We start from the raw sequence: 13,581 nt of genomic DNA, 5'->3' as shown, positions 1-13,581 counted from the left end.
CCTGCCGCTTCCCCGGCTGCACCCGCTCCGCCACCGATAGCGACATCGACCACAGCACCGAATGGCAGCGCCAGGGACGAACCGACGCTGACAACCTCGCCCACCTCTGCCGCCACCACCACCGACTCCGCCACACCACCACCTGGCAGGTCCGACACCTCCCGGGCGGAATCCTCGACTGGACCAGCCCCACCGGACGCCACCACCTCACCCGTCCACCGTCACCGGAGCCCGCATCGCCGACGCTCGACCGGCTGCACGACGATGTCACCGGCGAGCCGCCGCCGTTCTGACGTCCTGCCCGCCGGACTCACCGGCCCGGCGAGGCGGGCCGCTCACCGCCCGTGAGCCCTCCGCCTCCGAGTGTGACGTGGGAATACCGCACCCCCACCCGGGTTGTCCTAGGCTGAACGAGATAGCACGTGCTCCGGGGTCGGTGAGAGTCCGAACCGGCGGTGACAGTCCGCGAGCGGCCGACCACTTCGGTGGGGAGCTGTTGATCCGGTGGAATTCCGGGACCGACGGTGAAAGTCCGGATGGGAGGCAGCACGAGCGTCGCGCGAGAGCGCGGCGTCGAACGACGGTGCCCGCGCACCGGCGATCGAGACCCCGGAGTTCGGCGACGAACGGAAGACCGGGAATGACGATCGAATTCGAGCACGCGATGCGCAGAGCGCTCGCGATCGCCGAGCGCGGTCCCGCCCGCGGAGTGAATCCGCGCGTGGGCTGCCTCCTCCTCGCGCCCGACGGCACCGTCCTCTCCGAGGGCTGGCACCACGGAGCGGGAACCGCGCACGCCGAGGTCGATGCGCTCTCGAAGCTCGCCCCGGGCGCCGCCGCGGGCGCGACCGCCATCGTCAGCCTGGAGCCGTGCGATCACACCGGCCGCACCGGTCCCTGCAGCCGGGCCCTCATCGAGGCCGGCGTCGCGCGCGTGGTCTACGCGGTCAACGACCCGGGATCGCGCTCGGGAGGCGGCGGCGACACCCTCCGCGCCGCCGGCATCGAGGTGATCGAGGGCGTCCTCGCCGAGGAGGGCGAGGAGTTCCTGCACGTGTGGCTGACCGCCGCCCGCCTCCACCGCCCTTTCGTCACCCTGAAGTGGGCCTCCACCCTCGACGGCCGCACGGCCGCCGCCGACGGCAGCAGCCGCTGGATCACCGGAGCGGCCGCCCGGCAGCGCGTCCACGAGCAGCGCGCCGACAGCGACGCGATCCTGGTCGGCACCGGCACCGTCCTCGCCGACGACCCGAGCCTCACCGCCCGCGGCGACGGGGGCGAGCTCCTCGAGCACCAGCCGATCCCCGTGATCGTGGGCGAGCGGCCCGTCCCCGAGGACGCGCACGTGCTCCACCACCCGCATCCAGCCGTCCTCGAGCGCCACCACGATCTGGAGGCCGTGCTCGACCGCCTCTACCGCGCCGAGATCCGGCACGTCTACGTCGAGGGCGGGCCGACGCTCGCCTCCGCGCTGGTCGCGGCGGGGCTGGTCGACGAGTACCTCGTCTACCTCGCTCCCGCCCTGCTCGGCGGACCCCGCCTGGCGCTCGGCGACATCGGAGTCACGGGCATCGCCGATGCCCGTCGCCTCCGCCTCCACTCGGTCGAGGTCCTCGGCGACGACCTCCTCGTGACCGCGCGCCCCGTCGCTCACCCCGCGGGCGGCGCCGGCGAACCGGCCCGCCTCCCCCACGCCCTGCAGATGGAGACCCACTGATGTTCACCGGAATCATCGAGGAGATCGGCGTCGTCACGGCGATCGAGACGGGCCCGGACGCGATCCGGCTCACGGTGCGCGGGCCTCTCGCGGTCGAGGGCGCCCGCCACGGCGACTCCATCGCGGTCTCCGGCGTCTGCCTGACCGTCGTCGACCAGTCGGACGAGGCCTTCACCGCCGACGTGATGGCGCAGACGCTGCGCATGTCGACGCTCGACGGCGTGGCCGTCGGCGATCCGGTCAACCTCGAGCGCGCCGCCCTCGTCGGCGACCGTCTCGGCGGGCACATCGTGCAGGGTCATATCGACGGCACGGCGACGCTGCTGTCGATCACTCCGGGCGACGCGTGGCGCGTGCTGCGCTTCTCCCTCCCGCCCCAGGCCGCCCCGCTCGTGACCGACAAGGGCTCGATCGCCGTCGACGGGGTCTCGCTGACCGTCTCGGCCATCAGCCCCGCCGCCGAGCCGGAGCAGTGGTTCGAGGTCTCGCTCATCCCCGAGACCCTCGCCGCCACCACGCTCGGCAACCGCGCCGTCGGCGAGCAGGTCAACATCGAGACCGACATCCTCGCCCGTCACGTCGAGCGCATGCTCGCCCTGCAGGCCGTCGCTACCCCCGCGCACGCCCTTCCCGTCACCCTTCCCGGAGGTGGGGCATGAGCCTCTCCAGCATCCCCGAGGCCGTCGCCGCTCTGCGCGAGGGCCGCCCGATCATCGTCGCCGACGACGAGGGCCGCGAGAACGAGGGCGACGTCATCGTCGCCGCCCAGCTCGCCACCCAGGAGACGATCGCCTGGCTGGTGCGCAACTCCTCCGGCTTCATCTGCGCGCCGATGACGAACGAGATCGCCGACCGGCTCGAGCTCCCGCTGATGGTCGTCGACAACGAGGACCCGCGCGGCACCGCCTACACGCTCTCGGTCGATGCGGCCGACCGCCTCTCCACCGGTATCAGCGCCTCCGACCGGGCGCACACGCTCCGCGTCCTCGCCGACCCGGAGGCGACGCCGTCGCGACTGCACCGCCCGGGCCACATCCTGCCGCTGCGCGCGGTGGAGGGAGGCGTGCGCGAGCGCGACGGCCACACCGAGGCCGCCGTCGACCTGATGAAGCTCGCCGGCCTCTACCCCGTCGCCGCGATCTCCGAGATCGTCGCCGAGGACGGCGAGATGATGCGCCTGCCCGGTCTGATCGCGCTCGGCGAGCGCGACGGCGTGCCGGTCACCACCGTCGCGGCGCTGATCGAGTACCTGCAGGAGTTCCACTGCGACTCCGAGGTGCCCCAGTCGGTCCCGGTCCCCGAGAGCTCCCGGGTCAGCTTCGAGGTCGAGACCACGGTCCCCACGACCCACGGCCCGTTCCGGGTCCGCGCCTACCGCGACCGCCAGACGGGAGCGGACCACGTCGCGATCGTGGCCGGCACGATCGGAGGGTCCACCGGACGTCCTCCGCTGGTCCGCGTGCACTCGGAGTGCCTGACCGGCGAGGCCTTCGGCTCGCTGAAGTGCGAGTGCGGACCGCAGCTCGACGCCGCGCTCGATACGATCCAGCGCGACGGCGGAGTGGTCGTCTACCTCCGCGGGCACGAGGGCCGCGGCATCGGGCTGATCAACAAGCTGCGCGCCTACCGCCTGCAGGAGGACGGCCTCGACACGCTCGACGCGAATCTCGCGCTGGGCCTGCCCGCCGACGCCCGCGATTACGGCGCCGCCGTCGGGATCCTCGAGGACCTCGGCGTCCGCGACGTGCGCCTGCTGACCAACAACCCCGAGAAGGTCCGCCAGCTGACCGACCGCGGCATCACCGTCTCGGAGCGCGTGCCGCTCGTGGTCGGCGTCGGCGCGTTCAACGAGGGCTACCTCGAGACCAAGCGCGACCGCATGGGCCACGACATCGAGAACCTCGGCGACCTCGCCGATCTCGGACACCTCGACGCCGGGATCGCCGGCGCGACGACGAAGGAGTAACAGCATGGCCGGTTCCGGCGCCCCCACCACCTCCACCCCCCTCGACGGATCGGGACTGCGCGTCGTCGTCGTCGCCGGGACGTGGCACACGCAGATCTCGGACGGTCTGATCGCCGGCGCCCGCGCCGCCCTCGACGAGACCGGCGCCTCGTGGTCGCTCGTGCGCGTCCCCGGCTCCTTCGAGCTGCCCGTGGCGGCGAAGGTCGCACTGGACGCGGGAGCCGACGCCGTCGTCGCGCTCGGCGTGATCATCCGGGGCGGCACCCCGCACTTCGAGTACGTCTCGGACGCCGCCACCTCCGGTCTGACGACCGTCAGCATCCAGACCGGCAAGCCAGTGGGCTTCGGCGTGCTCACGCTCGACACCGAGCAGCAGGGCATCGACCGCGCCGGCCTGCCCGGTTCGAAGGAGGACAAGGGCCGCGAGGCGGCGGAGGCGGCGGTCGCGACCGCTCTGCTGCTCCGCGAGCTGCGGGGCTGATCCGAGGCGGTCCCCTCGAGTCGTCCCCTCGGGCGGCCCCCATCCTCGGGCCGCTACAGCACGAACCTGGGTGGACACGGAGTAAAGTGGTCGGGCCGTCACGAGCGGCCCGACTCCTCCTCCCCACCGCCATCCGGTCCGCGACGCCCGATCGACGCCTCGCCCGCCGGCACGGGGAACCCCTGCCTACCGGAGCAACTCCCCTCCCATGTCTCACGCACCCGCCACCGCCGACGCTCCCTCCGCCCCGCAGAACTCCCGCGGCCGCGTCATCCTCGCGAGTCTCATCGGCACGTCGATCGAGTTCTACGACTTCTACGCCTACGCGACCGCGGCCGTCCTGGTCTTCCCCACGCTCTTCTTCGTGAACGAGGACCCGGCGACCGCGCTTCTCGCCTCCTTCGCCGTCTTCGGAGTCGCGTTCATCGCCCGTCCGATCGGCTCGATCATCTTCGGCCACTTCGGCGATCGCGTCGGCCGCAAAGGCACCCTCGTCGCCTCCCTGCTCACCATGGGCATCGCGACCTTCCTGATCGGCTGCCTCCCCACCGCGCTCACGCCCGGCTGGGAGTTCCTCGCGCCGTTCCTGCTCGTCGTGATGCGCTTCTGCCAGGGCCTGGGCCTGGGCGGCGAGTGGTCCGGAGCAGCTCTGCTCGCCACCGAGAACGCCCCCGCGAACAAGCGCGCCATCTACGGCACCTTCCCGCAGCTCGGCGCTCCGATCGGCTTCATCGTCGCGAACGTGCTGTTCCTCGTGCTCGCCACCTCGATGGACGACGAGACCTTCGCCGCCTGGGGCTGGCGCGTGCCGTTCCTGGCGAGCGCGGTCCTCGTGATCATCGGCCTCTACGTCCGCTTCAAGCTCGTCGAGACCCCCGCGTTCCAGAAGGTCGTCGAGAAGGGCGAGGTCGCGAAGCTCCCCCTCGCGCGCGTCTTCGTCTCGAGCTGGCGTCCGCTGATCCTGGGCACCTTCATCATGCTCGCGACCTACGTGCTCTTCTACCTGATGACCACGTTCACGCTGACCTACGGCACCGCCGCGACCGACGGGCCCGTCGCAGGACTCGGCTACACCCGCAACGACTTCCTGATCATGCTGATCGTCGGCGTCGTCTTCTTCGGCATCTTCACGCTCGTCTCCGGCCCGCTGGCGGAGAAGTTCGGCCGCCGGAAGCTCCTGATCGCCGTCACCTCGGCGATCATCGTGTTCGGCCTGCTCTTCGTTCCCCTCTTCGGCGGTGGCTTCGTCGGCGTCATGGCCGTCCTGATCCTCGGCTTCACCCTGATGGGCCTCACCTTCGGCCCGATGGGCGCGGTCCTGCCCGAGCTGTTCCCGACCAACGTCCGCTACACCGGCTCGGCGATGTCGTACAACCTCGCGTCGATCCTCGGAGCGGCCGTCGCGCCGATCATCGCGGTCGCGCTCTGGCAGGCGGCGGGCGGCAGCCCGGTGCTCGTGGGCCTCTACCTCAGCGCCGCAGGCGTCCTGACGCTGATCGCGCTGATCCTGTCGAAGGAGACCCAGCACCTCTCGTACACCGACAACGTCTCGTAGTCGGCGGCACGCGTGTCCTTCGGCCCGTCGGTCCTCCGGCGGGCCGAAGCCGTCTCCGGAGCCCTCGAACCGTCAACGAGTGTTGACACAGACTCCTTCTCGTCCGTAGTGTCGGTCAACGGGCGTTGACGCCTCGCTCTCCGCACCGACGGCGGGCTCGCAGCGACGAGGAGGCAGAATGGACGACGGCACGATCGCGACCCTCGCGGGTGACGCGGCCGCGGACGATCCGCTCACGGCACTCCGGGCGATCCACCGCCTCCGCGGCGAGCTCGACCGGACCGAGGCGATCGCCGTCCGGCGGGCGCGCAACGCAGGTGCGTCGTGGCAGCTGATCGCGCTGTGCCTGGACGTGAGCCGCCAGGCGGTCCACAAGAAGTACGGCAGGGCATGAGCGGGAACGGACGGTCGATGAGCACCAGCACCAGCACTCGGAGCGCGCGAGGACGACGCGGCGGCCGCGGTTCCGACGACGGGCCCCGCGCCTCCTTCTCGCAGCTCGTCCCCTACCTCCTCGAGCACCGCGGGATCCTCTCCGTGGTCGTCGTGCTCAGCCTGTTCGGCGCGGCCGCCAGCCTCGCGCAGCCCCTCGTCGTCGGCCAGGTCATCACCCGCGTGCAGGAGGGCCTCGACCTCGGGCCGCTCGTGTGGGCGCTCGTCGCCCTGGTCGTCGCCTCCGGCCTCATCTCGGGCTTCGCGCACTACCTGCTGCAGCGCACCGGTGAGGGCATCGTCCTCTCGAGCCGCCGCCGCCTGGTCGCGCGCCTCCTGCGCCTCCCGATCCGCGAGTTCGACGCGCGCCGCACCGGCGACCTCGTGTCGCGGGTCGGCTCCGACTCCACCCTGCTGCGGGCCGTGCTCACCCAGGGCCTCGTCGACTCGATCGCGGGCTCGCTCGTCTTCGTCGGCGCGATCATCGCGATGGCGATCATCGACTGGGTCCTGCTGGTCATCATCGTGGTGGTGGTCGCCGCCGCCCTCGGCCTCGCGCTGACGCTCGGCCGCGGCATCCGCGTGGCGAGCCGCAAGGCGCAGGAGAAGGTGGGCGACCTCGCCGCCGCCGTCGAGCGCGCCATCAGCGCCGTCCGCACCATCCGCGCAGCGGGCGCCACCGACCGCGAGATCGCCGTCGTCGACTCGCACGCGACGGAGGCGTACCGCCTCGGCATCCGCGTCGCCCACGTCTCGGCCCTCGTGGTCCCCGTCGCCGGCATCGCCATGCAGGTGGCGTTCCTGGCGGTCCTCGGCGTCGGCGGCTACCGCGTCGCCTCCGGATCGATCGACATCGCGCAGCTGGTCTCGTTCATCCTGTTCCTCTTCATGATGGTGATGCCGCTGGGCAACTTCATCGGCGCGATCACCTCGGTCAACTCGGCGCTCGGCGCTCTGGGCCGCATCCAGGAGATCATCGACCTGCCCATCGAGGGCGACGGCGACGGAGCGGGCACCGTCAGCGGGCTCGGCGCCGGAGTCGGCGAGGACGCGATCGCGTTCGAGGACGTGGTCTTCTCGTACGACGAGCAGGCGGTGCCCGTCGAGGGTGCCGAGCAGATGCCGGAGGAGCGCGACCGCACCGTCCTGCGCGGCGTCTCCTTCACCGTCCCCCGCGGCAAGCGCACGGCGCTCGTCGGCCCCTCCGGCGCCGGCAAGAGCACGATCCTGGCGCTGATCGAGCGCTTCTACGACCCCGAGGCGGGAGTCGTCCGCCTCGGCGGCGTCGACATCACCGCCGTGGACCGCGACGCGCTCCGCGCCCAGATCGGCTACGTCGAGCAGGACGCCCCCGTCCTGGCCGGCACGATCCGCGAGAACCTCGTGCTCGGCCGCCCCGACGCCGACGACGCCGACTGCCTCCGCGTGCTCGAGGCGGTGAACCTCACCGACGTCCTCGAGCGCAACCCTCTCGGCCTCGACGCCCCGGTAGGCGAGAGCGGAGTGATGCTGTCGGGAGGCGAGCGCCAGCGCCTCGCGATCGGCCGTGCGCTCCTCGCCGCGCCGCCGATCCTGCTCCTGGACGAGTCGACGTCGAGCCTGGACGGGCTCAACGAGCAGCGCCTGCGCCTCGCGATCGACGCCGTCGCCGAGGACCGCACGCTCCTGGTCATCGCGCACCGCCTGTCCACGGTCGTCGACTCCGACCGCATCGTCGTGCTGCAGAAGGGCGAGGTCGTCGGTGTCGGCACGCACTCGGAGCTCGTCGAGTCGACCCCGCTCTACCGCGATCTCGCGAAGCACCAGCTGCTGGTCTGACGGAGACCCGGCGGGCCAGGGGCAGGCTCAGCGTGGCGGCAGCCGCAGCGCGCCGTCGAGTCGGACGACCTCGCCGTTGAGCATGGGGTTCTCGACGACGTGCCGCACGAGGGCCGCGAACTCCGACGGGCGGCCCAGCCGCGCCGGATGCGGGGTCGCGGCGCCGAGCGAGGTCCGCGCGCGCTCGGGCAGCCCCGCCAGGAGGGGCGTGTCGAAGGTGCCCGGCGCGATCGAGACCACCCGGATGAGCGACGCCGCGAGTTCGCGGGCGAGCGGCAGGGTGAGTGCCGCGACCGCCCCCTTCGACGCCGCGTAGGCCGCCTGCCCGATCTGGCCCTCGAACGCGGCCACCGAGGACGTCGTCACGAGCACCCCGCGCTCCCCCTCGACCGGCTCGCGCTCGGCGATCGACGCCGCCGCGAGCCGCAGCACGTTGAGGGTGCCGACCGTGTTGACGCGCAGCACCCGCTCGAAGTCGTCGAGCGGGAGCGGGCCCTCCCTGCCGAGCAGCCGCCCCGGGGTCGCGATGCCCGCGCACGTGACGGCCACCCGCAGCTCGCCGGCCGCCGACACGGCACCGGCGACGGCGTCCGAGTCGAGGACGTCACCGGGCACCCGGACAACGGCGTCGGGCAGATCGGCCCGCTCCAGAGCGTCCGGCAGATCGAGCACGACGACGCGCGCTCCCGCCTCGTGCAGCGCGATCGCCGTCGCGGCGCCCAGTCCGGAGGCGCCGCCGGCGACGAGGGCGGAGAGCGAGTCGAGGCGCATCAGCGATCCGCCGTCACGGTGCGGGGGCGGCCGTCGCCAGCGCCTCGGCCGTGCACGTCGTGAAGGTCGCGTCCCACTGCTCCACGAGCCTCATCGCGGCGAGCTGCTCCTCCTCGGTCGGATCCTCCGGAGCCACGGGGCGCTCGTTCAGCCCGTAGCGCGCGAGGCAGGCGGTGACGCGTCGCGCCACCGCCGCACCGTCGTCGGTCGAGCCGGGGTCGTCGGGCGCGGCGCTGGGAGCGGTGCCGTCCGCGCCGCCGACCGAGGAAGCGGCGGAGGACGTCGCCGGACTCTGCCGCGAGTCGTCGGGTATCTCGGCGGGGTCCGCCATGCATCCGCTGAGGAGCAGCGTCGACAGGGCCGGGACGAGCAGGGCCCGGACGAGCGGAGCCGGGACGAGCGCGGCGGGCGGAGCGGTCCGTCCGCGTCGCGGCGTCTGCGGCATGAGGACCTCGTTCGGGCGGGGCGGACAGGAACGGCAGCCACGGTACCGCAGGGGCGCCGGACGAAGGGGGCGCGGCGCGCATCGACGGAAGGGTCGCCACCGTCGGGATCAGCCCGGCTCGGCCAGCGCCCACATCGCCACGGCGCTGGCGGCCGCGACGTTCAGCGAGTCGATGCCGTGCCTCATCGGGATCTGCACGGCGACGTCGGCCGCCGCGAGCGCTGCGGGGTCAGCCCCTCCCCCTCGGTGCCGAGGACGAGAGCCACCCTCTCGGGGGCGGTGGCGGCGAACTCGCGCAGCGGCAGCGCCCCCTCCGTCAGCGCCATCGCCGCGATCGTGAAGCCGGCCCCGTGCAGGAGCGCGGCCGTCTCGTCCCAGCCGCCCACCCGCGTCCAGGGCACCTGCAGCACCGTGCCCATGCTGACCCGGATCGCGCGCCGGTAGAAGGGGTCGGAGCAGCGCGGAGTGACGAGCACGGCGTCCGCTCCGATCGCGCCGACGGAGCGGAAGATCGCGCCGACGTTCGTCGGGTCGACGACGTCCTCGAGCACGACCACCCGGCGCGCGCCGGCCAGCAGCGCCGCCGGATCCGGCAGCGCCGGACGCTCCATCGCGGCGATGAGCCCGCGGTGCAGGACGTAGCCCGTGAGCTCGGCCAGGAGCTCGCCCGGACCGGTGAAGACCGGCACGTCGAACCCCGCGACGAGTCGCTCCGCCTCGTCGGCCGAGGAGCCGAGCGCGAGCACCGACCGCGGCCGGTGCCCCGCCCGCAGCGCGCGCTCCAGGACGAGCGCCGACTCCGCGATGTACAGGCCCTGCGCGCCTCGGGCGTTCTTCAGCGCCACGTCCCGTGGCGTGCGCGTAGTCGCGCAGCCGCGGATCGTCCAGGGAGGCGACGTCGACGAGTCCCACGGATCAGGCGAACGGATCGGGGGTGAGCGTGTACTTCGTGCTGAGGTACTCGGCGATGCCCTCCGGCCCGCCCTCGCGGCCCAGGCCCGAGGACTTGACGCCGCCGAACGGGGCGGCGGCGTTCGAGACGACGCCGACGTTCAGCCCCATCATGCCCGTCTGCAGGCGCTCGATCATGCGCTGGCCGCGCGCGAGGTCCCGCGTGAAGACGTACGAGACCAGCCCGAACTCGGTGTCGTTCGCGAGCCGCACGGCCTCCTCCTCGTCGCGGAACGGCACGATCGCGAGCACCGGCCCGAAGATCTCGGTGCGCAGGAGCTCGCTGCCCCGGACGACGTCCGTCAGCACGGTCGGCTCGTAGAAGTGCCCCGCACCGTCGACCCCGTGGCCGCCCACCCGGACGCGGGCGCCCCGGTCGACGGCGTCCTGCACGAGGGCGTCGGCCTTGGCGACGGCGCGGTCGTCGATGAGCGGGCCGATGCCCACGCCCTCCTCGGTGCCGCGGCCCACGCGCAGGGCGCGGACCCGCTCGGTCACCCGCGCCGCGAACTCGTCGGCGATCGACTCGTGCACGAAGAAGCGGTTCGCCGCGGTGCAGGCCTGTCCGATGTTGCGGAACTTGGCGAGCATCGCGCCGTCCACCGCGCGGTCGAGGTCGGCGTCCTCGAAGACCACGAAGGGGGCGTTCCCGCCCAGCTCCATCGAGGTGCGCAGGACGTTCTCGGCGGCCTGCCGCATCAGCGTCTGCCCGACCGGCGTGGAGCCGGTGAACGAGACCTTGCGCAGTCGCGGATCCGACAGGATCGGCTCCGACACGGCTGCGGCGCTCGATGTGGTGACCACGTTGACGACGCCGGCGGGCACCCCCGCCTCGGCGAGCAGGGCCGCGAACGCGAGGGTGGTCAGCGGAGTGAGCTCCGCGGGCTTCACGACGACGGTGCAGCCCGCCGCGAGGGCCGGAGCGATCTTTCGCGTCGCCATCGCGAGCGGGAAGTTCCACGGGGTGATCAGGTAGCAGGGGCCCACCGGGTGCTGAGACACGATCATCCGCCCGGTCCCCTCCGGATTCACGCCGTAGCGGCCCGAGATCCGCACCGCCTCCTCGCTGAACCAGCGCAGGAACTCGCCGCCGTAGGCGACCTCGCCCAGCGCCTCCGCGACGGGCTTGCCCATCTCGAGGGTCATCAGCAGGGCGAACTCGTCCTTGCGCTCCTGCAGCAGGTCGAAGGCGCGGCGGAGGATCTCGCCGCGGCGCCGGGGCGCGGTCGCTGCCCACGCCGCGCCGGCCTCGACGGCGGCGTCGAGCGCGCGCAGGCCGTCCTCCGGGGTCGCGTCGGCGATGGTGCGGATCACCCTGCCGGTCGCGGGGTCCTCGACGTCGATCGTCCCGCCGCCCGAGGCGTCGATCCACTCGCCTCCGATGTAGAGCTGCGCGGGCGTGCGCGCCAGGAGGGACGCCTCGGTCAGGGCCGGGGTCTCGACGGAATCAGTCACGGATGCATTCTTTCTCTGCGGATCGCGGCGCCGGGAGCGCTCGCGGAGGAGGATCACCTCGTCGAGGGTACTCCTCGAGGCGACCGGGAGGGCCTCGTCAGACCGACTGCTCGACGCGCACGCCCGCCTCGGCGAGCTCGCGCAGCGCCGCCGCACTCGCCTCCGCCGACACTCCGGCGACCAGGTCCTCGAGCACGCGGACCTCGAGCCCGGCCGCGCGCGCGTCGAGCGCCGAGGCCCGGACGCAGTGGTCGGTCGCGAGCCCCACGACGTCGAGCTCGGTCACCCCGAGCCGGGCGAGCGTCTCGGGCAGGCCGTCGCCGTCGGCCGTGACGCCCTCGAAGGCGGAGTAGGAGGGACGCCCCTGGCCCTTCCAGAGGTGCACGTCGATCGTGTCCGTCCGGAGCGAGGGGTGGTACTCGGCGCCGGGGGTGCCCGCGACGCAGTGCACGGGCCAGCTGTCGACGAAGTCCGGCTCGGCCGAGAAGTGGCCGCCGTTGTCGGAGTCGCCGTCGTGCCAGTCGCGCGAGGCGAGCACGGTCCGGTACCGCTCGGGGTTCGCGGTGAGGTACGCCGAGACGTCCTCGGCGACGCGGGCGCCGCCGTCGACCGCGAGCGCACCGCCCTCGGTGAAGTCGTTCTGCACATCGACGATGAGGAGCGCGGTGGTCATGGGGTTCCTTCCGGAGGAGCGGGTCGGGGGTGCGTGATCAGGAGTCGGAGAGCCCGGCGCCGCAGCGGTGGAAGCCGGTGACGAGGGTGTCGATCGCGGTCTTCGCCGAGTCGGTCACGTCGCCGAGGGCGTACACGGCGAAGGTCAGGACGGTGCCGTCGGCGGCGGTGACGACGCCGGCGAGCGTGTAGCCGGTGTCGATCCAGCCGGTCTTCGCGCGCACCGCTCCGTCGGCGACCGCGTTCGCGCCCGCGAACCGGTCGGCGTAGGCGAGGGACCCGGTGCGACCCGAGACCGGCAGCCCGTCGAGCACGACACCGAGGTCGCCCTCGCGCGCCTGCACCTTGCGCAGGAGCTCGGTGAAGTACGCGGGCGCCACCGAGTTGTCGTCGCTCAGGCCCGAGCCGTCGGCGATGACGATCCCCGAGGTGTCGACTCCGTAGCCCGCGAGCCCCTGCAGCACGCCGACCTGCTCGGCGGCGAAGGTGCTGCCGGCGCCGGTGCGGATCGCGACGAGCCGCGCCAGCATCTCGGCGATCGCGTTGTCCGACACGAGCAGCATCTGCTGCACGAGCTCGCGGACCGGAGCGGACTCGACCGTCCCGAGGACCTCGGCGCCGGCCGGAGCGGTCCCGGTGCTGATCGACGGCGATCCGGGCAGCTCGGAGGCGAACGCCTCGCCGGCCCGCCCGATCGGGTCGGTGCCGCGGGTCGACGTGGACGCGGTCGGGTCTGCGCGGTCGCCGTCGACCTGCAGCGCCGTGATCTCGGGCATGTAGCCCTGCGTCTGCTCCTTGCGGTTCCAGGTCGCTGCCAGGTGTCGCCGGTGAAGAGGGTCGAGTCGAGGACCACCGAGGTGATGGCGGTGCCGGCCGTCCCGGCATCCGCGTTCCAGGCGCTCCGGGCCTGCGCCGCGAGGTCGTCGAGGTGCGCCGCGCCGGAGTAGAACGAGCTCCGGCCGGTCGGGAGCCGGCTGAGCGTGACGTCCCCGCCGCCGACGAGCACCACGGAGCCGGGAGCCTCCCCCCGGACCACGGTCGTCGCGATGCGGGTCTCGGGGCCCAGGACGGCCAGCGCGGAGGCGGCAGTGAGGATCTTGAGCGCGCTGGCGGTGCGCGAAGGGGTCTCCCCGCCGCGGTCGAACAGCACCTGCCCGGTCGCCGCGTCGACGACCCGCGCCTGCATCGAACCCAGACGGGGATCCGCCGCCGCGTCCGCGACGGAGCAGGTGCGCAGTGCTGCAGCGGCCTCCGCGGCGGTCGGGCGGGCCGACGGGGTGGGCGTCGGCGTCGGCTCCGGAGCGGCGGTGGCCGTCGC

General features: G+C 73.1%; 14 protein-coding genes, 2 pseudogenes and 1 riboswitch. Of the genes and pseudogenes, 9 read left to right on the top strand and 7 right to left on the bottom strand.

Annotation, left to right across the window (positions count from 1 at the left end; translation table 11 throughout):
* From B0T42_RS22065 to B0T42_RS17415, 8 genes are all read left to right on the top strand, one after another.
* On the top strand, nucleotides 1–293 hold a 293-nt coding region (locus B0T42_RS22065; RefSeq protein WP_139344564.1), incomplete at its 5' end, for an HNH endonuclease signature motif containing protein.
* 126 nt (nucleotides 294–419) lie between these two features.
* A riboswitch (FMN riboswitch) is annotated at nucleotides 420–553 on the top strand.
* 87 nt (nucleotides 554–640) lie between these two features.
* On the top strand, nucleotides 641–1,717 hold the full coding sequence (gene ribD / locus B0T42_RS17445) for a bifunctional diaminohydroxyphosphoribosylaminopyrimidine deaminase/5-amino-6-(5-phosphoribosylamino)uracil reductase RibD (RefSeq protein ID WP_236720383.1): 1,077 nt from the start codon (nucleotides 641–643) through the stop codon (nucleotides 1,715–1,717).
* Nucleotides 1,717–2,376, top strand: coding sequence for a riboflavin synthase (locus B0T42_RS17440; RefSeq protein ID WP_077224286.1), 660 nt, complete (start codon nucleotides 1,717–1,719; stop codon nucleotides 2,374–2,376). The genes ribD and B0T42_RS17440 overlap by 1 nt, the downstream gene beginning before the upstream one ends.
* Nucleotides 2,373–3,683, top strand: a complete 1,311-nt coding sequence (locus B0T42_RS17435; protein WP_077224285.1) for a bifunctional 3,4-dihydroxy-2-butanone-4-phosphate synthase/GTP cyclohydrolase II — start codon at nucleotides 2,373–2,375, stop codon at nucleotides 3,681–3,683. The genes B0T42_RS17440 and B0T42_RS17435 overlap by 4 nt, the downstream gene beginning before the upstream one ends.
* A gap of 4 nt (nucleotides 3,684–3,687) precedes the next feature.
* Nucleotides 3,688–4,164: a 6,7-dimethyl-8-ribityllumazine synthase gene (ribH, locus tag B0T42_RS17430; RefSeq protein WP_077224284.1), complete on the top strand. Its 477-nt coding sequence runs from the start codon at nucleotides 3,688–3,690 to the stop codon at nucleotides 4,162–4,164.
* Nucleotides 4,165–4,372: 208 nt separating this feature from the next.
* Nucleotides 4,373–5,719, top strand: coding sequence for an MFS transporter (locus B0T42_RS17425; protein WP_077224283.1), 1,347 nt, complete (start codon nucleotides 4,373–4,375; stop codon nucleotides 5,717–5,719).
* A gap of 178 nt (nucleotides 5,720–5,897) precedes the next feature.
* Entirely contained in the window at nucleotides 5,898–6,113 is a 216-nt protein-coding gene (locus B0T42_RS17420; RefSeq protein WP_077224282.1) for a hypothetical protein, read from the top strand.
* Nucleotides 6,114–6,130: 17 nt separating this feature from the next.
* Nucleotides 6,131–7,969, top strand: coding sequence for an ABC transporter ATP-binding protein (locus tag B0T42_RS17415; RefSeq protein WP_094742797.1), 1,839 nt, complete (start codon nucleotides 6,131–6,133; stop codon nucleotides 7,967–7,969).
* Nucleotides 7,970–7,996: 27 nt separating this feature from the next.
* Here B0T42_RS17415 and B0T42_RS17410 read toward each other — a convergent pair whose 3' ends face one another.
* From B0T42_RS17410 to B0T42_RS21660, 7 genes and pseudogenes are all read right to left on the bottom strand, one after another.
* Nucleotides 7,997–8,740, bottom strand: coding sequence for an SDR family NAD(P)-dependent oxidoreductase (locus B0T42_RS17410; protein ID WP_077224280.1), 744 nt, complete (start codon nucleotides 8,738–8,740; stop codon nucleotides 7,997–7,999).
* A 13-nt stretch (nucleotides 8,741–8,753) separates the two neighbouring features.
* Nucleotides 8,754–9,185 carry a hypothetical protein gene (locus tag B0T42_RS17405; protein ID WP_094742796.1) on the bottom strand — a complete coding sequence of 144 codons (432 nt, stop codon included), beginning with the start codon at nucleotides 9,183–9,185 and terminating at the stop codon, nucleotides 8,754–8,756.
* A gap of 108 nt (nucleotides 9,186–9,293) precedes the next feature.
* Nucleotides 9,294–10,097, bottom strand: a pseudogene (locus B0T42_RS17400) (TrmH family RNA methyltransferase).
* 3 nt (nucleotides 10,098–10,100) lie between these two features.
* Nucleotides 10,101–11,564, bottom strand: a complete 1,464-nt coding sequence (locus B0T42_RS17395) for an NAD-dependent succinate-semialdehyde dehydrogenase (RefSeq protein WP_077224287.1) — start codon at nucleotides 11,562–11,564, stop codon at nucleotides 10,101–10,103.
* 124 nt (nucleotides 11,565–11,688) lie between these two features.
* Nucleotides 11,689–12,264 (bottom strand): isochorismatase family protein, encoded by a 576-nt coding sequence (locus tag B0T42_RS17390; protein ID WP_077224278.1) that lies wholly within the window; start codon nucleotides 12,262–12,264, stop codon nucleotides 11,689–11,691.
* A gap of 37 nt (nucleotides 12,265–12,301) precedes the next feature.
* Complete coding sequence (gene dacB, locus B0T42_RS21665) at nucleotides 12,302–13,039, bottom strand: D-alanyl-D-alanine carboxypeptidase/D-alanyl-D-alanine endopeptidase (protein ID WP_236720382.1); 738 nt, start codon at nucleotides 13,037–13,039, stop codon at nucleotides 12,302–12,304.
* A gap of 101 nt (nucleotides 13,040–13,140) precedes the next feature.
* Nucleotides 13,141–13,449, bottom strand: a pseudogene (locus B0T42_RS21660) (D-alanyl-D-alanine carboxypeptidase); the annotation flags it as partial.
* Here B0T42_RS21660 and B0T42_RS21655 point away from each other — a divergent pair.
* The coding region (locus B0T42_RS21655; protein WP_236720381.1) for a hypothetical protein at nucleotides 13,352–13,581 on the top strand (230 nt) is incomplete at its 3' end. The pseudogene B0T42_RS21660 and the gene B0T42_RS21655 sit on opposite strands and share 98 nt — an antisense overlap.

The sequence above is a fragment of the Rathayibacter rhapontici genome, assembly GCF_001995175.1.
In the GTDB taxonomy this organism is placed as follows: domain Bacteria; phylum Actinomycetota; class Actinomycetes; order Actinomycetales; family Microbacteriaceae; genus Rathayibacter.
This window is presented reverse-complemented; position numbering and strand designations above follow the sequence as displayed.